The 17,622-nt window shown below is 72.5% G+C and carries 16 protein-coding genes; 10 read left to right on the forward strand and 6 right to left on the reverse strand.

Going from position 1 to position 17,622, the window contains the following annotated elements; all coding sequences use genetic code 11:
• Nucleotides 1–7: 7 nt before the first annotated feature.
• The 3 genes from DVK44_RS30765 to DVK44_RS30775 all read right to left on the reverse strand — a co-directional run bounded on the left by DVK44_RS30765 (nt 8) and on the right by DVK44_RS30775 (nt 4,249).
• Nucleotides 8–2,404, reverse strand: coding sequence for a Tex family protein (locus DVK44_RS30765; protein ID WP_114665544.1), 2,397 nt, complete (start codon nt 2,402–2,404; stop codon nt 8–10).
• Nucleotides 2,405–2,516: 112 nt separating this feature from the next.
• Nucleotides 2,517–3,374 carry an SCO6745 family protein gene (locus DVK44_RS30770; protein WP_114663902.1) on the reverse strand — a complete coding sequence of 286 codons (858 nt, stop codon included), beginning with the start codon at nt 3,372–3,374 and terminating at the stop codon, nt 2,517–2,519.
• A 92-nt stretch (nt 3,375–3,466) separates the two neighbouring features.
• Entirely contained in the window at nt 3,467–4,249 is a 783-nt protein-coding gene (locus DVK44_RS30775) for an enoyl-CoA hydratase/isomerase family protein (RefSeq protein WP_114663903.1), read from the reverse strand.
• Between the two features lie 236 nt (nt 4,250–4,485).
• On the opposite strand from DVK44_RS30775, the gene DVK44_RS30780 reads away from it, so the two are divergent.
• Complete coding sequence (locus DVK44_RS30780) at nt 4,486–5,004, forward strand: ATP-binding protein (RefSeq protein WP_114663904.1); 519 nt, start codon at nt 4,486–4,488, stop codon at nt 5,002–5,004.
• On the opposite strand, the gene idi is transcribed toward DVK44_RS30780, so the two are convergent.
• From idi to galE, 3 genes are all read right to left on the reverse strand, one after another.
• Nucleotides 4,970–5,563: an isopentenyl-diphosphate Delta-isomerase gene (idi, locus tag DVK44_RS30785; protein WP_114663905.1), complete on the reverse strand. Its 594-nt coding sequence runs from the start codon at nt 5,561–5,563 to the stop codon at nt 4,970–4,972. The two genes, DVK44_RS30780 and idi, sit on opposite strands and share 35 nt — an antisense overlap.
• Before the next feature lie 99 nt (nt 5,564–5,662).
• Complete coding sequence (locus tag DVK44_RS30790) at nt 5,663–6,601, reverse strand: cation diffusion facilitator family transporter (protein WP_114663906.1); 939 nt, start codon at nt 6,599–6,601, stop codon at nt 5,663–5,665.
• Nucleotides 6,602–6,778: 177 nt separating this feature from the next.
• Nucleotides 6,779–7,771 carry a UDP-glucose 4-epimerase GalE gene (galE, locus tag DVK44_RS30795; protein WP_114663907.1) on the reverse strand — a complete coding sequence of 331 codons (993 nt, stop codon included), beginning with the start codon at nt 7,769–7,771 and terminating at the stop codon, nt 6,779–6,781.
• Between the two features lie 303 nt (nt 7,772–8,074).
• On the opposite strand from galE, the gene DVK44_RS30800 reads away from it, so the two are divergent.
• The 9 genes from DVK44_RS30800 to hpnD all read left to right on the forward strand — a co-directional run bounded on the left by DVK44_RS30800 (nt 8,075) and on the right by hpnD (nt 17,575).
• Entirely contained in the window at nt 8,075–10,021 is a 1,947-nt protein-coding gene (locus tag DVK44_RS30800; protein WP_114663908.1) for a DUF5941 domain-containing protein, read from the forward strand.
• Nucleotides 10,018–10,767: a phosphocholine cytidylyltransferase family protein gene (locus DVK44_RS30805; RefSeq protein WP_114663909.1), complete on the forward strand. Its 750-nt coding sequence runs from the start codon at nt 10,018–10,020 to the stop codon at nt 10,765–10,767. Before DVK44_RS30800 ends, DVK44_RS30805 begins: the two co-directional genes overlap by 4 nt.
• Nucleotides 10,755–11,816 carry an iron-containing alcohol dehydrogenase family protein gene (locus tag DVK44_RS30810; protein WP_114663910.1) on the forward strand — a complete coding sequence of 354 codons (1,062 nt, stop codon included), beginning with the start codon at nt 10,755–10,757 and terminating at the stop codon, nt 11,814–11,816. The genes DVK44_RS30805 and DVK44_RS30810 overlap by 13 nt, the downstream gene beginning before the upstream one ends.
• On the forward strand, nt 11,794–12,573 hold the full coding sequence (locus tag DVK44_RS30815; protein WP_114663911.1) for a CDP-alcohol phosphatidyltransferase family protein: 780 nt from the start codon (nt 11,794–11,796) through the stop codon (nt 12,571–12,573). The genes DVK44_RS30810 and DVK44_RS30815 overlap by 23 nt, the downstream gene beginning before the upstream one ends.
• Nucleotides 12,574–12,617: 44 nt before the next feature.
• Complete coding sequence (locus tag DVK44_RS30820) at nt 12,618–13,463, forward strand: glycosyltransferase family 2 protein (protein WP_114665545.1); 846 nt, start codon at nt 12,618–12,620, stop codon at nt 13,461–13,463.
• 129 nt (nt 13,464–13,592) lie between these two features.
• Nucleotides 13,593–14,522 (forward strand): ABC transporter permease, encoded by a 930-nt coding sequence (locus tag DVK44_RS30825; protein WP_114663912.1) that lies wholly within the window; start codon nt 13,593–13,595, stop codon nt 14,520–14,522.
• The gene (locus DVK44_RS30830) at nt 14,515–15,303 is read left to right on the forward strand and encodes an ABC transporter ATP-binding protein (protein ID WP_114663913.1); all 789 of its coding nucleotides are present in this window, start codon (nt 14,515–14,517) and stop codon (nt 15,301–15,303) included. Before DVK44_RS30825 ends, DVK44_RS30830 begins: the two co-directional genes overlap by 8 nt.
• 404 nt (nt 15,304–15,707) lie before the next feature.
• Nucleotides 15,708–16,628 carry a squalene synthase HpnC gene (hpnC, locus tag DVK44_RS30835; protein WP_114663914.1) on the forward strand — a complete coding sequence of 307 codons (921 nt, stop codon included), beginning with the start codon at nt 15,708–15,710 and terminating at the stop codon, nt 16,626–16,628.
• Nucleotides 16,625–17,575, forward strand: a complete 951-nt coding sequence (hpnD, locus tag DVK44_RS30840; protein WP_408055373.1) for a presqualene diphosphate synthase HpnD — start codon at nt 16,625–16,627, stop codon at nt 17,573–17,575. Before hpnC ends, hpnD begins: the two co-directional genes overlap by 4 nt.
• Nucleotides 17,576–17,622 lie beyond the last annotated feature (47 nt).

The raw sequence follows: 17,622 nt of genomic DNA on the forward strand, positions 1-17,622 counted from the left end.
GCTCTCTCTACCGCTTGCCGCCGCGTCCCGGGTCCGTGAGCCCGGCCCGGCGCAGCGCGTCGGCCATCGCGCTGTTCGCCGGGGCCGGCGCGGACCTTGCCGCCCCGGACTTCGGCGCCGGCGCACCCTGCCGCCGGCCGCCACCACCCCCGCCGCTCTGCCGCTGCTGCGGCGCGCGGCCACCGGCCCCGCCCCCCGACCGTTCCTGCTTCGCCCGGTCACCCGTGGGCGACTCGTCGTCCAGCCGCAGCGTCAGCGAGATCCGCTTGCGCGGGATGTCGATGTCCATGACCTTGACCCGGACCACATCGCCCGGCTTCACGACCTCGCGCGGGTCCTTCACGAAGGTCCGGGACATGGCCGAGACATGGACCAGCCCGTCCTGGTGCACCCCGATGTCCACGAACGCCCCGAACGCCGCGACATTCGTCACGACGCCCTCCAGCACCATCCCGGACTCCAGGTCGCCGAGCTTCTCGACGCCGTCCTTGAACGTGGCCGTCCGGAACGCGGGCCGGGGGTCCCGGCCGGGCTTCTCCAGCTCGCGCAGGATGTCCGTGACGGTCGGCAGCCCGAAGGAGTCGTTGACGAAGTCGGCGGGCCGCAGCGACCGGAGCACCGAGGTGTTCCCGATGAGCGAGGCGACCTCGCCCCCGGTGGTCTTCACCATCGACCGCACCACCGGATACGCCTCGGGGTGCACCGACGAGGCGTCCAGCGGATCGTCCCCGTCCCGGATACGCAGGAAGCCCGCGCACTGCTCGTACGCCTTGGGGCCCAGCCGCGCCACGTCCTTGAGCGCGCGGCGGGAGCGGAAGGGCCCGTTCGTGTCGCGGTGGGCGACGATGTTCTCGGCGAGCCCCGCGCTGATCCCCGAGACCCGCGAGAGCAGCGGCGCGGACGCCGTGTTGACATCGACGCCGACGCCGTTGACACAGTCCTCGACGACGGTGTCGAGCGAGCGGGAGAGCTTCACCTCGGACAGGTCGTGCTGGTACTGGCCGACGCCGATGGACTTGGGATCGATCTTCACCAGTTCGGCCAGCGGGTCCTGGAGCCGGCGCGCGATGGAGACCGCGCCGCGGATCGACACATCCAGCTCCGGCAGCTCCTGCGAGGCGAACGCCGAGGCGGAGTAGACCGAGGCACCGGCCTCGGAGACCATCACCTTCGTGAGCTTCAGCTCCGGGTGCCGGGCGCACAGCTCACCGGCGAGCTTGTCGGTCTCCCGGGACGCCGTGCCGTTGCCGATGGCGATGAGGTCGACCGCGTGCTCCTTCGCCAGCCGGGCCAGCCTGTTCAGCGACTCGTCCCAGCGATTGGCCGGGACGTGCGGATGGATCGTGTCCGTCGCGACGACCTTGCCGGTGGCGTCGACCACGGCGACCTTCACGCCGGTACGGAACCCGGGGTCGAGCCCGAGCGTGGCGCGCGTCCCGGCCGGCGCTGCCAGCAGCAGGTCCCGCAGGTTGGAGGCGAAGACCCGGACGGCCTCGTCCTCGGCGGCGGTCCGCAGCCGCAGCCGCAGATCGAGCCCGAGGTGCGTCAGGATCCTGGTCCGCCAGGCCCACCGGACCGTGTCCCCGAGCCACTTGTCGCCGGGGCGGCCCCGGTCGGCGACGCCGAAGCGCCGGGCGACCATCGTCTCGTACGTACTCGGACCGGGCTGCTCGGACGGCTCCTCGGGCTCCATGACCAGATCGAGGGCGTCCTCCTTCTCGCCCCGGAACATGGCGAGGACCCGGTGCGAGGGCAGCTTCGGGAACGCCTCGGCGAAGTCGAAGTAGTCCGCGAACTTGGCCCCGGCCTCCTCCTTGCCCGCGCGCACCTTCGCGACGAGCCGGCCCCGGGTCCACATCCGCTCGCGCAGCTCGCCGATGAGGTCGGCGTCCTCGGAGAACCGCTCGGTGAGGATGGCGCGGGCGCCCTCCAGCGCGGCGGCCGGGTCCGCGACACCCCGGTCCGCGTCGACGAACGCCGAGGCGGCGGCGAGCGGTTCCACAGACGGGTCGCCCAACAGCCCGTCGGCGAGCGGCTCCAGACCGGCCTCCCGGGCGATCTGCGCCTTGGTGCGCCGCTTGGGCTTGAACGGCAGATAGATGTCCTCCAAGCGCGCCTTCGTGTCGGCGGACCGGATGGCCGCCTCCAGCGCGTCGTCGAGCTTGCCCTGCTCCCGCACCGACTCCAGGATCGCGGTCCGCCGGTCCTCCAGCTCCCGCAGATAGCGCAGCCGCTCCTCCAGGGTGCGCAGCTGGGCGTCGTCGAGCATCTCGGTCGCTTCCTTGCGGTAGCGCGCGATGAACGGCACGGTCGACCCGCCGTCGAGCAGCTCGACGGCGGCCCTCACCTGCCGCTCGCGTACGCCGAGTTCCCCGGCGATCTTGCCTTCGATGGATGTCGTCACGATCACGCTCCGCTGTTCTGTCGTCCGCCGTCTGCATTGTGGCAGGTGGCTGTGACAGTGGCGGGCGCGACCGGCGGGCGGTCGGTGGAAGGTGCCCGGCCGCGCCGCCGTCTCAGTGGAAGAGTTCGGCGGGGAACGCCCCGGCCGCCAGCGCCGTCGCGGTGAAGCCCTTCGCCAGCTCGGTGAGCCGGGCGACCCCCGCCGCGCCCAGCTGCTCGTACGGGGCCCGGTCGAGCCGGTCGGTGTCGCTCTCCAGGTCCTTGCGCAGCCGGGTGCCCGCCTCGGTCAGCCCGCCGTCGGTGTTCAGCAGCCCGCGCTCGCGCAGCCGCTCCTCGGCGGCCTCCCACTCCGCCGTGCTCCAGCCCCGGCTGTCCAGGATCCACCGGGGCGACATGCCGTGGCCGCTCGCGGTGTGGCTGACCAGTGCCTCCAGCGGGTCGAGCCCGGCGGTCAGCAGCAGGGCGAGATGCCCGTCGCCGCGGTGTTCGCGCAGCAGCGTCGCGGCGTGCCAGAAGGCCAGATGGGGCGCTTCGGGCACCGGCAGGTCCGCGTTGGCCGCGTAGAGCGGGCGGCCGGGGCGGCTGCCCGCCCCGGCGGCGCGCAGGGCCAGTCCGGCCGCCTCGGCCAGCTCCGCCGAGGCGATGGCCTCCTCGCCGAGCAGCCGGCGCAGCAGCGTGTCGGCGGCGCGCAGCCGCGCGGCGAGCGCCTCCTCGGGGGAGACGGTGTCCCACACGCCCGGTACGTGCCGGGCGACATGGTCGTGCTTGAAGTTGTAGAAGGCCGCGGTGACGGCCCCCGTGCCGACGCGGCCGAGCGGCGCCGCCCGGGCCGCGAAGTAGGCGGACCGCGCGTCGTCGACCCCGAGGAACGCGAACTCGCGGGTGAGGTCGGGGGAGAAGTAGACGGCCGAGTGGAGCGGATTGACGACGGCCTGACAGTGTCGGCCGGCACGCTCGGGCAGAGTGGTCATAGCGCCACGTTACCGACTGGTTGGTACGGGCGGACCGCCGCCCCGGTGCCCCGCACCCGTGGCAACCCCGGGGGCGCCCGGGCCGCGGCCGGTCACGGACGGCGCCCGGCGTCCGAGGGAGCGCGGGGTACGGGCCGGTCGAACACCGGCGCGCGCCCCTCCAGGAAGGCGGCGACCCCCTCCGCCGTGTCACCACCGGCCCGCGCCCGCTCCGCCCAGTACGCGCCCCGGTCGGTGCGGCCCGAGAGGAACTCCTTGGCAGCCTCCTGGGTCAGCGCCGAGCGCGTGCCGAGCACCCGGGCGAACTCCGTGACCCGCTTGTCCAGTTCCCCGGCCGGCAGCACCTCGTCCACCAGCCCGGTGCGCAGCGCCCGCTCCGCGTCGATCAACTCGGCCGAGAACAGCAGGTACTTGGCGGTCGCGGGCCCCACGAGCGCGGCCAGCCGCCGGGTCGACACCTCCGGGTAGACGATCCCGAGCCGCGCCGGGGTGACCCCGAAGCGGGCGCCCTCCTCCGTGAACCGCAGATCGCAGGCCGCCGCCAACTGGCAGCCGCCGCCCACGCAGTACCCCCGTACGGCGGCGATCGTCGGCCGGGGAAAGGCCGCCAGCGCCTCCTCGGCCCGTACCGCCAGCGCCGGCGGGTCCTCCCGGCACTCCGGCTCCCGCAGCGACGCGATGTCCGCGCCCGCGCAGAAGGTGTCGCCCGACCCGGTCAGGACGAGCGTCCGTACGGCGGGATCGGCCGCCAGCCGCCCGAGCAGCACCGGCAGCTCGCGCCACATCGGCACGGTCATGGCGTTGCGCTTGGCGGGGTGGTGGATGACCACCGTGGCGATGCCGTCGGCGACGGTGTGCAGCAGTCCGGACTCCATACGCCGGATCGTATCCCCGGCGCGGACAGCGCCCCGGGTGCGGAAGACGGCCTTCGACCGGTCGGCGGGCGGTCCATATCCATATGGACCGAGGCACTTTCGGTCACATGCGATCCCGCCGTGCCCATGGGACGCCAATGACAACTGACTTGTGTTCAATACCTCGGGGCGCGTCCGTCCCGTCCGCACACTCGGAGGAGAGCGCGTACGGCCGAACCGAAGGTGGGTACCCCAGCATGGAGAGCCGCACAAGCGTCCCGGTCGCGGTCCGGCCGCTGCCGTACGAGGGGGTCTGGCGCTTCACCGCGCCCGCCGTCGAGGTCTCCGTACCGCGCGCCCGGCACACCGTGCGGGATCTGCTGAGACGACGGCGCGTGCCGGTCAGGGACGGCGTCGTCGCGAGCGTGCTGCTCATCGTCTCCGAGCTGGTCACCAACGCCGTGCGGCACGCGGCGGTGCTCTCGCCGGAACTGGCCGTGGAGATCGCCGTCGGCGCGGAGTGGATCCGGGTCTCCGTCGAGGACGGCCATCCCTACCGGCCCACGGCCCTGGAGACGGACCACACACGGACCGGCGGGCGCGGGCTGCTGCTCGTACGGGAGACCGCCCGCGAGGCCGGCGGAGGCTGCGGAGTCGAGCACACCGCCGGCGGGGGAAAGATCGTCTGGGCCGTGCTGCCCCTCATGTGCCCGGTGGCCGCGGAGCCGCCGGGCGGGAGCGTCACCAGCCCCCGGCCGCTCCGGTCAGCTCCCTGACCGCCGGGCGGGCGGCGTCCAGCACGGTCATGAACCACGCGGAGAACGGCCCCTCGGCATGGCGCGCGGCCAGCTCCGCGGGGGTCACGAACGCGGTCTCGCCGACCTCGTCCGGGTCCGGGGCGAGCGGGGACCGCGCCAGCCCGACGAAGAGGTGGTTGTACTCCTGCTCCACCAGTCCGGACCCGGGGTCGGGGTGGTTGTAGCGCACCGTGCCCGCCTCGGCGAGCAGCGAGGGCGAGATGCCCAGCTCTTCGTGGGTCCGGCGGGCCGCCGCGGCGAACGGCGCCTCGCCGGGGTACGGATGCCCGCAGCAGGTGTTCGACCAGACACCGGGGGAGTGGTACTTGCCGAGCGCGCGGCGCTGGATCAGCAGCCGTCCCCGCTGGTCGAAGAGGAAGACCGAGAACGCCCGGTGCAGCCGGCCCGGTGGCTGATGGGCGCTGAGCTTCTCGGCGGTGCCGATGGTGTTGCCGTTCTCGTCGACCAGCTCCAGCATGATCGTTTCTTGTGTGCCGTTCGACGAGCTGTTCGCCGTAGTGACTGGTGTGGTCGGCATAACCATCCTTCGCTTCGGGCCTCAGCTGCCAAGTCTGCCGTACAAAAGCCCCGTGTCCGCACTTCGGAGGCGCGGGCATGTCCGGCGGCCCGGGCGGGGTCAGTGGCAGAGGCCCGCCTCGTGCTCCGCGTGCCCCCTGGGCTCCAGCTGGAACGTGCAGTGCTCTACGTCGAAGTGATGACCGAGGCACCCCTGGAGATCGTGGAGCATCTGCTCATGGCCGGCCGCGTCCAGCGCGCTCTGGTCGACCACCACATGCGCCGAGAGCACCGGCATCCCCGAGGTGATCGTCCAGACATGGAGATCGTGTACGTCCGCCACCCCGGGCAGGGCCAGCATGTGCGCCCGTACCTCGCCCATGTCCACGTTCTTCGGAGCCGCCTCCAGCAGCACGTCCAGCGTCTCCCGGAGCAGCTTGAGCGTACGCGGAACGATCATGAGGCCGATCACCAGGCCCGCGATCGGGTCGGCGGTCTGCCATCCGGTCGTCATGATGATCCCGGCCGAGACCAGCACGGCGAACGAGCCGAGCGTGTCCGCGAGGACCTCCAGATACGCGCCGCGCACATTGAGACTCTCGCGCTGCCCGCGCATCAGCAGCGAGAGGGAGATCAGATTGGCCAGCATGCCGATGAGGGCGAAGACGATGGTCAGTCCGCTCTTGGTCTCCGGCGGCGAGACAAAGCGGTCGATCGCCTCGTACAGCAGAAAACCGCCCACACCGAGCAGCAGCAGACAGTTGGCCAGCGCGGCGAGGATCTCGGCCCGCGCGAAGCCGAAAGTGCGCTTCGTGTCGGCAGGCCGGCCCGCGAAGTGGATCGCCAGCAGCGCCATCGCCAGCCCCACCGCGTCCGTCGCCATGTGCGCCGCGTCGGCGAGCAGGGCGAGCGAGTCGGAGAGGATCCCGCCGACGATCTCGATCACCATCACGGACAGCGTGATCGACAGCGCGATCCGCAGCCGGCCGCGGTAGGCCGCCGTGGCGGTGCCCCCCGGCGGTCCCGCGTGTGTGTGTCCGTGGCTGTGCCCTGCCCCCATGACCCGGTCCCTCCGGTCGTCCCGACGATGCCTCGACCACGCCAGATGAACACGGGTGGGGGGTATCCGGCAACACGGCACTGAACACCGTTGTCATATGCTCTGACCTGCGGAAATGTTCGCAGGTCAGAGCTTCGGGGCAGGGGGTGCCGGTACGGGGGCGGCCGGCCCGGCCGGTCAGCCGACCGGGGCCACCGGATGGCGCAGCCGCCAGCCCTCCCAGGCCGACTCGACCATCTCGCGCATCCCGCGCCGCGCCGTCCAGCCCAGCTCCTCGGTGATCAGCCCGACCGCGGCGACCGCCCGCGCGGCGTCCCCGGGCCGCCGCGCGCCGACCACCGGCGGCGTACGGTCACCGGTCACGTCCGCCACCAGATCGGCCAGCTCACGGACCGAGACGCCCTCGCCGCGGCCGATGTTGACCGTCAGGTCCCCGTACTCCCCGGACAGGTCCCGCTCGGCCAGCCGGCGCGCGGCGGCGAGATGCGCCTCCGCGATGTCCGCGACATGGATGTAGTCGCGGACACAGGTGCCGTCCGGGGTCGGGTAGTCGGCGCCGAAGATCGTCGGGGCCTCGCCCCGGGTGATCCGGTCGAAGAACATCGGGACGATGTTGAACACCCCGGTGTCCGACAGCTCGGGCAGGGCCGCGCCCGCCACGTTGAAGTAGCGCAGACAGCCGGTGGCCACCGAGTGCGCCTGCCCGGTCGCCCGGACCAGCCACTCGCTCGCGAGCTTGGTCTCGCCGTACGGATTGATCGGCGCCGCCGGGGTCGTCTCCGTGATCAACTCCACATCGGGCACGCCGTACACGGCGGCGGACGACGAGAAGAGGAAGCGCCGGACCCCGGCCGCCACCACGGCCTCCAGCAGCACCGTCAGCCCGTGCAGATTCTCCCGGTAGTACGCCAGCGGCCGTTCGACGGACTCGCCCACCCGCTTCTTCCCCGCCAGGTGCACCACGCCGGTGACCCGGTGCGCGGCCAGGGTGCGGTCGAGCAGCTCCCGGTCCAGCACCGAGCCCTCCACCAGCGGGATCTCCGCGGGCAGCCGCTCGGCGAAGCCGCTCGACAGATCGTCGAGTACGACCACCCGCTCACCCGCGTCGGCCATCGACCGCGCCACATGTGCCCCGATATAACCCGCTCCGCCTGTGATCAGCCACGTCATGGGGCCAGCCTAGGGCTTGGCCGGGAGGGGGCCTGGCGGTAGCGGCGGCGTAAAGGCGGGGTTTGTGGGGGCGGGGGCGATCGATGATGATGATCACCGGACGGGAGCGTTCCGGCGCGGACAACGCGTACGGCGCGGGACGTCCGGCGGGACAACGGGCCCCGAACGGGCGGTGAACTCGCTCTTGCCGCCATCCGATAGCCTCTGCCGACGTGCCGCCGCCCGGACATCGCCGGATTTCCCGGATTTCCGGGTGCCCCCGCCACGCCCCCAGCCCTGATCAGCGCCAAGGAGTGAGTTCGTCTGTCGACCGCCATCCTCGCCGGTCCTCCGGTACCCGGATCGCCGCTCGAAGGCGATCTCCGGGCCCTGGGTTTCGACGTGCACACCGCGCCGGACGCCGACGGCGCCCGGCGGCTGATCGCCTCCGCCGCCCCCGGTGAGCGGGTCGCCCTCGTCGACCCCCGCTTCGTCGGCCATGTCCACGCGCTGCGCCTGGGGCTCACCGACCCCCGGTTCCCCGCCGCCGCCGTCCCCGGCGCGCTCACCGTCCAGCCCGAGGCCAGGCCCGCGCTGCTGCGCGCCCTCGTCCCGGCGACGGACCCGGGCGACCGGCCGCCGGCCGGCACGGACGTCCCCGGCACGGACGCTCCCGGTGCCGAGGGGACAGGCGCGGACGGGTCCGGCCGCGGCGCGGCCACCGCCGTCGCCGCCCACGCGCCGCTCACCGGCTCCCCGGCCGCCGCCCTGCCCGACCGCCTCGCCGCCGCGCTCGACGCCGACGGCACCGCGGTCACCCGGCCGGAGCTGGGGTCGCTCGTCGCCGCCGTACCGGACGACGCGGAGGCCCGGACGCGCGCTGCCGAGGCCGTCGCCGCCGTGGACGACGAGGCCGTACGGCTGCGCTCCGCCGTGAAGGCCCGCGACGGGTTCTTCACCACCTTCTGCATCAGCCCGTACTCCCGCTATCTCGCCCGCTGGTGCGCCCGGCGCGGACTGACCCCCAACCAGGTCACCACCGCCTCGCTGGTCACCGCCCTGATCGCGGCGGCCTGCGCGGCCACCGGCACCCGTGGCGGCTATGTCGCCGCCGGGGCGCTGCTGATCTTCTCCTTCGTCCTGGACTGCACCGACGGACAGCTCGCCCGCTACTCGCTCCAGTACTCCACCCTGGGCGCCTGGCTGGACGCCACGTTCGACCGCGCCAAGGAGTACGCGTACTACGCGGGCCTCGCGCTCGGCGCGGCCCGCGGCGGCGACGACGTCTGGGCGCTCGCGCTCGCCGCGATGGTCCTCCAGAGCTGCCGGCACTTCATCGACTTCTCGTTCAACGAGGCCAACGCCGACGCCGCCACCGCGGCGGCCGACGGCAAGGCCGTGGTCGGCACCCCCACCTCCGCCCTCTCCAGCCGGCTCGACAGCGTCGGCTGGACGGTCTGGGTACGCCGCATGATCGTCCTGCCGATCGGTGAGCGCTGGGCCATGATCGCCGTGCTCACGGCCCTGACCACGCCCCGGATCGTCTTCTACGCCCTGCTCGCCGGCTGCGCCTTCGCCGCCTGCTACACCACCGCCGGCCGGGTGCTGCGCTCGGTGACCCGCAAGGCCGTACGGACCGACCGGGCAGCCCGCGCGCTCGCCGACCTCGCGGACTCGGGCCCGCTCGCCGAGGGCGTCGGCCGGGTGCTGCGCCGCCCGGCCCGCGCGCTCCCCGGCGCGCTGCCCTTCCTGATCGCCCTGGTGGGCGGCGCCGCGGTCGTCGGCGCGGCGGCCCTCGCGCCCCTCGACGGCCCCCTCCCCCTCCTCGGCGCCCTGGTGTACGTGCTGACCTCCGGCCTCGCCGTCGCCCGCCGGATGGGCGGCGCGCTCGACTGGCTGGTCCCGCCGGTCTTCCGGGCGGCCGAGTACAGCACGATCCTGGTCGTCGGCGCCCGCGCCGATGTCCCCGGCGCCCTGCCCGCGGCGTTCGGGCTGGTGGCGGCCGTCGCCTACCATCACTACGACACGGTGTACCGCATCCGCGGCGGCGCCGGAGCCCCGCCCCGCCGGCTCGTCCTGGCGCTCGGCGGGCACGAGGGCCGTACGTTCCTGGTCGTCCTGGCCGCCGCCCTCGCCCCCCGCGGACCCGGCCTCCCGCCGGCCCTGACGGTCCTCGCCGCCGCCGTGGCGCTGATCGCGCTCGTGGAGTCCATCCGGTTCTGGGTCTCCTCCGGAGCCCCCGCCGTACATGACGAAGGAGAACCCGCATGATCGGCCTCGTACTCGCCGCCGGTGCCGGACGGCGTCTGCGCCCCTACACCGACACGCTGCCCAAGGCCCTCGTGCCCGTCGACCCCGCCGGGGAGGGCACCACCACCGTCCTCGACCTGACGCTGGGCAACTTCGCCGCCGTCGGCCTCACCGAGGCCGCCATCGTCGTCGGTTACCGCAAGGAGGCCGTGTACGCGCGCAAGGCCGCCCTGGAGGAGACGTACGGGCTCAAGCTCACCCTGATCGACAACGACAAGGCCGAGGAGTGGAACAACGCCTACTCCCTCTGGTGCGCCCGCGAGGTCCTCGCCCGGGGCGTGATCCTCGCCAACGGCGACACCGTGCACCCCGTCTCCGTCGAGAAGGACCTGCTCGCCGCGCGCGGCGAGGGCCGCCGGATCATCCTCGCCCTCGACACGGTGAAGCAGCTCGCCGACGAGGAGATGAAGGTCATCACCGACGGCGCCAAGGGTGTCACCCGGATCACCAAGCTGATGGACCCGGCCACCGCCACCGGCGAGTACATCGGGGTCACCCTGATCGAGCCCGAGGCCGCCGCCGACCTCGCCGACGCGCTGCGGACCACCTTCGAGCGCGACCCCGACCTCTACTACGAGGACGGCTACCAGGAGCTGGTCAACCGCGGCCTCACCCTCGACGTGATGCCCGTCGGTGACATCCCCTGGGTCGAGATCGACAACCACGCCGACCTCGCGAAGGGCCGGGAGATCGCGTGCCAGTACTGACCCGGCTGATCCCCTCGCCGGTCGTCGTCGACATCCGGACCGGCGCCATGGACGGTCTCGCCGGGCTCCTCGCGGACCAGCGGATCTCCAACTCCGGCCGGCTCGCGATCGCCATCAGCGACGGCTCGGGCCGGGCGCTGCGCGACCGGCTGGGGCCGGTGCTCCCCGACGCCGACTGGTACGGCGTCACCGACGGCACGATCGACTCGGCGGTCAAGCTCGCCGACGACATCAAGGGCAAGCGGTACGACGCGGTGGTCGGCCTCGGCGGCGGCAAGATCATCGACGTGGCCAAGTACGCCGCCGCCCGGGTCGGGCTGCCGATGGTGGCCGTCGCCACCAACCTCTCGCACGACGGCATCTGTTCGCCGGTCTCCATCCTCGACAACGACAACGGCCGCGGCTCGTACGGCGTTCCGACCCCCATCGCGATGGTCGTCGACCTGGACGTGATCCGCGACGCCCCGCCGCGCTTCGTCCGCTCCGGGATCGGGGACGCCGTCTCCAACATCTCGGCCATCGCGGACTGGGAGCTGTCGCACCGGATCAGCGGCGAGTCCGTCGACGGGCTCGCCGCCGCCATGGCCCGTACCGCCGGTGAGGCCGTACTGCGCCACCCCGGCGGCGTCGGGGACGACGCGTTCCTCATCGTCCTCGCCGAGGCGCTCGTCCTCTCCGGCATCGCCATGTCGATCAGCGGGGACACCCGCCCCTCGTCCGGCGCCTGCCACGAGATCAGCCACGCCTTCGACCTCCTCTATCCCAAGCGTTCGGCGCCCCACGGCGAACAGGTCGGCCTCGGCGCCGCCTTCGCCATGCATCTGCGCGGCGCCCGCGAGGAGTCACAGCTGTTCACCGAGGTGCTGCGCCGGCACGGACTGCCGGTGCTGCCCCAGGAGATCGGCTTCACCGCGGACGAGTTCGTCCGGGCCGTCGCCTACGCGCCGCAGACCCGTCCGGGCCGCTTCACCATCCTGGAACACCTCGACCTGTCCACCGACCAGATCAGGGACGCGTACGCCGACTATGCCAAGACCATCAGTAGCTGAACTCCGCCCGGTCGTACACCCGGTGGGAGTGAAGGACCGGCGCAGCGGTGAGCACTGGGCCGGGCGCCTGTACATGCGGGAGGTCTCGCTCCGCGTCGACCGGTACCTGGTGAACACGCGGGTCACGCCCAACCAGCTGACATACGTGATGACCGTCGCCGGTGCCCTCGCCGCGCCCGCCCTTCTGGTGCCGGGCATCACGGGCCCGCTGCTCGCCGTGCTGGCGGTCCAGCTCTATCTGCTGCTGGACTGCGTCGACGGGGAGATCGCCCGCTGGAAGAAGCAGTACTCGATGACCGGGGTGTATCTGGACCGGGTCGCCGCCTATCTGTGCGACGCGGCCGTCCTGGTCGGCTTCGGGCTGCGGGGCGCCGATCTGTGGGGCACCGGCCGGATCGACTGGCTGTGGGCCTTCCTCGGTACGCTCGCCGCCCTCGGCGCCATCCTGGTCAAGGCCGAGACCGACCTGGTCGGTGTCGCCCGGCATCAGCAGGGGCTCGCCCCGGTCAAGGAGTCGGCCTCCGAGCCGCGTTCGTCCGGGATGGCGCTGGCCCGCAGGGCCGCCGGGGCGCTCAAGTTCCACCGGCTCATCCTCGGTATCGAGGCGTCCCTGCTGATCCTGCTGCTGGCGATCGTGGACTCGGTCCGGGGCGATCTGTACTTCACCCGTCTCGGCATCGCGGTCCTCGCCGGGATCGCGCTGCTCCAGACGCTGCTGCACCTGGTCTCCATCCTGGCGTCCAGCAGGCTGAAGTGAGCGACCCGCGGTCCGGGCCGACGCTGGGCGCGGTGATCATCACCATGGGGGAGCGCCCCGGCGAACTGCGGGCGCTGCTCGACTCGGTCGCCCGGCAGGACGGCGACCCGATCGAGACCGTCGTGGTCGGGAACGGCGCCCCCGTGGGCGCCGTCCCGGCCGGGGTGCGGACCGTCGAGCTGCCCGAGAACCTGGGCATCCCCGGCGGCCGCAACGTCGGGATCGAGGCGTTCGGCGCGGCCGGCAGCGAGGTCGATGTGCTGCTCTTCCTCGACGACGACGGGCTGCTGGAGCGGACGGACACCGCCGAGCTGGTCCGCGCCGCGTTCGCCGGCGATCCCGCCCTCGGAATCGTCGGCTTCCGGATCGCGGACCCGGAGACCGGACTCACCCAGCGCCGCCATGTGCCCCGGCTGCGTGCCGCGGACCCGCTGCGGTCGTCCCGGGTGACGACGTTCCTCGGCGGCGCCAACGCGGTACGGACGAAGGTCCTCGCCGAGGTCGGGCCGCTGCCCGGCGACTTCTTCTACGCGCACGAGGAGACCGACCTCGCCTGGCGCGCGCTGGACGCCGGGTGGATGATCGACTACCGCGCCGACATGGTGCTGCTGCACCCGACGATGCCGCCGTCCCGGCACGCCGTCTACCACCGCATGGTCGCCAGGAACCGGGTCTGGCTGGCCCGCCGCAACCTCCCGGCGCCCCTCGTCCCCGTCTACCTCGGGGTGTGGCTGCTGCTCACCCTGGTCAGGCGGCCCTCCGTACCGGCGCTGAAGGCGTGGTTCGGCGGGTTCCGGGAGGGCTGGGCGACTCCGTGCGGACCGCGCCGTCCCATGAAGTGGCGTACGGTGTGGCGGCTGACCCGGTTGGGGCGACCCCCCGTCATCTGACAAGCTCGCCTCGCTCTGAGAGCATCGGGCCTAATCCCCCCAGGGACACGGTTCATTCCCCCCAGGGGCACGGTTTCCGTGTCCCGTGCCCGACCCGGCTGCGCATCTTGAACACGAAAGTTTCAACTTGTGAGTGACACAACCCAAGAGGGAGCGATCGCTGTGAGCGCCCCCCCTTCGCCCGACGACGGTCTGTCCCCGGCGGATCTCGCCGCCAAGTACGGGCTGGCGGTGAGCGGTGCCCGGCCCGGACTGCGGGACTACGTCCGCCAGCTGTGGGGCAGACGCCACTTCATTCTGGCGTTCTCCCAGGCGAAGCTCACGGCCCAGTACAGCCAGGCGAAGCTCGGGCAGCTCTGGCAGGTGGCGACACCGCTGCTGAACGCCCTTGTCTACTACCTGATCTTCGGACTGATCCTCGGTACCCGGAAGGGCTTCTCGCAGGAAGTCTTCATCCCCTTCCTGGTCACCGGGGTCTTTGTCTTTACCTTCACCCAGAACTCGGTGATGGCGGGGGTCCGCGCGATCTCCGGGAACCTGGGCCTGGTCCGGGCGCTGCACTTCCCCCGGGCCTCGCTGCCGGTCTCGTTCGCGCTCCAGCAGCTCCAGCAGCTGATGTTCTCGATGATCGTGCTGATCGTGGTGGCCGTCTCCTTCGGCAGCTACCCCCGGCTCGCCTGGGTGCTGGTGGTGCCCGCGCTGGCGCTCCAGTTCCTCTTCAACACCGGGCTCGCGCTGATCATGGCGCGGCTGGGCAGCAAGACCCCGGACCTCGCCCAGCTGATGCCCTTCATCATGCGGACGTGGATGTACTCGTCCGGCGTGATGTTCTCCATCCCGGTCATGCTGGAGGGCAAGCCGTCCTGGATCGCGGACATCCTCCAGTACAACCCGGCCGCCATCTATATGGATCTCGTCCGGTACGCGCTGATCGACGGCTACGGCTCGCAGAACCTGCCCGCGCACGTCTGGGCGGTCGCGCTGCTGTGGTCCGTACTGCTGGGCGTGGCCGGTTTCGTGTACTTCTGGAAGGCTGAGGAGCGGTACGGCCGTGGCTGAGCAGCAGACGCAGGGGCGGATCCCCACCGTCATCGCCGACGACGTGCACATCGTGTACCGCGTCAACACCGGCGGCAGCGCCCGGGGCAGCGCGACCGCGGCCCTGAGCCGCATACTCCGCCGGGAGAAGACCGAGTCGGCGCGCGGCGTCCGCAAGGTGCACGCCGTACGGGGGGTCACCTTCACCGCGTACCGGGGCGAGGCGATCGGACTGATCGGCACCAACGGCTCGGGCAAGTCGACCCTGCTGCGCGCCATCGCGGGGCTGCTGCCCGCGGAGAGCGGCAAGGTCTACACCGACGGCCAGCCCTCGCTGCTGGGTGTCAACGCGGCCCTGATGAACGACCTGACCGGTGAGCGCAATGTCATCCTCGGCGGTCTCGCCATGGGCATGACGCGCGAACAGATCCGCGACCGGTACCAGTCGATCGTCGACTTCTCCGGCATCAACGAGAAGGGCGACTTCATCACCCTCCCGATGCGGACGTACTCCTCCGGCATGGCCGCCCGGCTCCGGTTCTCCATCGCCGCCGCCAAGGACCACGACGTGCTGATGATCGACGAGGCGCTGGCCACCGGCGACCGCCGGTTCCAGATCCGCTCCGAGCAGCGGATCCGCGAGCTGCGCAAGGAGGCCGGCACGGTCTTCCTGGTCAGCCACAGCAACAAGTCGATCAGGGACACCTGCGACCGGGTGCTCTGGCTGGAGAAGGGCGAGCTGCTGATGGACGGCCCGACCGACGAGGTCATCAAGGCGTACGAGAAGGAGACCGGCAAGTAGCCGGTCCCGGAAGCGGACGTACGGCCCCCGTCGGAGCGGCTCCGGCGGGGGCCGGGCCGTACCGGGGGTCCTGACCACCGGCCCCGAAGGTCATCTTTGGGTCAAGTCCGCTGCCCCGGGGGACGGTTGGGGGCCCCTGCGACGTTCTCGTCATACGCCCCGCACCCCGGCGTGTTCCCCTTGGCCGTACAACGTAAGCTGGGCCGGGCCGATTCGCGGCAAGTGGGGCCAATACCCGCAGGGCCGACCGGCCCGCCGAGCGGCCTCCGGTACTCGGTGTGACGGGCGGCGTGTCCGAAATGGGATGTATTGAGTCGGCAGTGTAGAACGGGAGACGTGACGGCAATGACGGAAGATCTCCAGCTCCGCGAGGGTTCCGCCGTCCCCGTACCGGGCCGTCCGCGGTGACCGGCACCCCTCGGGTACACCCCGACTCCTCCTCGCGCACCACCCTGGACAAGGCCGCCGACGAGAACTTCCCGGTGGCCCCCTTCTTCCTGCCGCGCGCCTGGCGCGACGACCTGATGGCCGTGTACGGCTTCGCCCGGCTCGTCGACGACATCGGCGACGGCGATCTGGCCCCCGGCGGCGCCGACGCCCGCCACCTCGGCGTCGAGCCCGCGCGCGCCGACGACCGGGTGGCGATGCTCGACGCCTTCGAGGCCGATCTGCGGCGCGTCTTCGCCCCGGACGGACCGGCGCCCCGGCACCCGCTGCTGCGCGGCCTGATCCCGACCGTGCGGCGCCGCGCGCTCACCCCCGGACCGTTCCTCGGACTGGTCGCGGCCAACCGCCAGGACCAGCTGGTCCGGCGGTACGAGACGTACGACGACCTGCTCGCCTACTGCGAGCTGTCCGCCAACCCGGTCGGCCGGCTGGTCCTCGGCATCACCGGCACCGCGACCCCCGAGCGGATCCGCCGCTCCGACGCCGTCTGCACCGCGCTCCAGATCGTCGAGCACCTCCAGGACGTGACCGAGGACCTCGGCCGCGACCGGGTCTATCTGCCCGCCGAGGACATGAAGCGCTTCCGTGTCACCGAGGCGGACCTGACCGCCCCCACCGGGAACGCGTCCGTACGCTCCCTCATCGCTTACGAGGCCGAACGGGCCCGCCTGCTGCTCGCCGAGGGAGCGCCCCTGGTGGGCAGCGTCCACGGCCGGCTCCGGCTGCTGCTCGCCGGATTCGTCGCCGGAGGGCGCGCCGCCCTCGTCTCGATCGCGGCCGCCGGGCACGATGTGCTGCCCGGGCCGCCCAGACCCACCAAGCCGCGTCTGCTGCGCGAAGTGGGAGCTGTCCTGCGAAGTGCGCACAGAGAGGGGTGAGCCGGAACGTGGAGGGACAGACGCCCATGTCCGCGCCGGTACTGGCGGCCTACAGCTACTGCGAGGCCGTCACCGGACAGCAGGCCCGTAATTTCGCCTACGGGATCAGACTGCTGCCGACCGAGAAGCGGCAGGCATTGTCCGCGATGTACGCGCTCGCCCGCCGGGTGGACGACATCGGCGACGGCACGCTCGCGCCGGAGACCAAGCAGGCGCGGCTCGACGACACCCGCGCGCTGCTGGACCGGGTCCGCGCGGACGAGGTCGACGAGTACGACACCGACCCGGTCGCGGTCGCGCTCGCGGACGCCGTCCGGCGCTTCCCGATCCCGCTCGGCGGACTCGACGAGCTGATCGACGGCGTCCTGATGGACGTGCGCGGCGACACCTACGAGACCTGGGACGACCTGAAGGTCTACTGCCGGTGCGTCGCGGGCGCCGTGGGCCGGGTGTCGCTCGGTGTGTTCGGCACGGTGGAGGGCGCGCCGGGCGCCGAGCGCGCCGCCGAGTACGCCGACACGCTGGGGCTCGCCCTCCAGCTGACCAACATCCTGCGGGACGTCCGCGAGGACGCGGGCAACGGGCGTACGTATCTGCCCGCCGACGACCTCGCCAAGTTCGGCTGCTCCGCCGGCTTCCGCGACGCCACCCCGCCGCCCGGCGCCGACTTCGCCGGGCTGGTGCACTTCGAGGTGCGCCGCGCCCGCGCGCTGTTCGCCGAGGGGCTGCGGCTGCTGCCCCTGCTGGACCGGCGCAGCGGTGCCTGTACGGCCGCCATGGCGGGGATCTACCGGCGGCTGCTGGACCGTATCGAGCGCGACCCGGAGGCCGTGCTGCGCGGCCGGGTCTCGCTGCCGGGGCACGAGAAGGCGTATGTCGCGGTGCGCGGGCTGTCCGGACTCGACGCCCGGCACATCTCGCGGCAGAGCGTCAGGAGGCGCGGCTGATGCGCCTCCGCGCGCGGGGCGCGGAGGTCCCGTCCGTCACCGGACGC

It is taken from the genome of Streptomyces paludis (genome assembly GCF_003344965.1).
Taxonomy (GTDB): Bacteria; Actinomycetota; Actinomycetes; order Streptomycetales; family Streptomycetaceae; genus Streptomyces; species Streptomyces paludis.

Coding starts and splice junctions, on each gene's coding strand:
- DVK44_RS30770 (WP_114663902.1), bottom strand. CDS start 3,374: ATGACCACTCTGCCCGAGCGTGCCGGCCGACACTGTCAGGCCGTCGTC.
- DVK44_RS30775 (WP_114663903.1), bottom strand. CDS start 4,249: ATGGAGTCCGGACTGCTGCACACCGTCGCCGACGGCATCGCCACGGTG.
- DVK44_RS30780 (WP_114663904.1), top strand. CDS start 4,486: ATGGAGAGCCGCACAAGCGTCCCGGTCGCGGTCCGGCCGCTGCCGTAC.
- idi (WP_114663905.1), bottom strand. CDS start 5,563: ATGCCGACCACACCAGTCACTACGGCGAACAGCTCGTCGAACGGCACA.
- DVK44_RS30790 (WP_114663906.1), bottom strand. CDS start 6,601: ATGGGGGCAGGGCACAGCCACGGACACACACACGCGGGACCGCCGGGG.
- galE (WP_114663907.1), bottom strand. CDS start 7,771: ATGACGTGGCTGATCACAGGCGGAGCGGGTTATATCGGGGCACATGTG.
- DVK44_RS30805 (WP_114663909.1), top strand. CDS start 10,018: ATGATCGGCCTCGTACTCGCCGCCGGTGCCGGACGGCGTCTGCGCCCC.
- DVK44_RS30815 (WP_114663911.1), top strand. CDS start 11,794: ATGCCAAGACCATCAGTAGCTGAACTCCGCCCGGTCGTACACCCGGTG.
- DVK44_RS30820 (WP_114665545.1), top strand. CDS start 12,618: ATGGGGGAGCGCCCCGGCGAACTGCGGGCGCTGCTCGACTCGGTCGCC.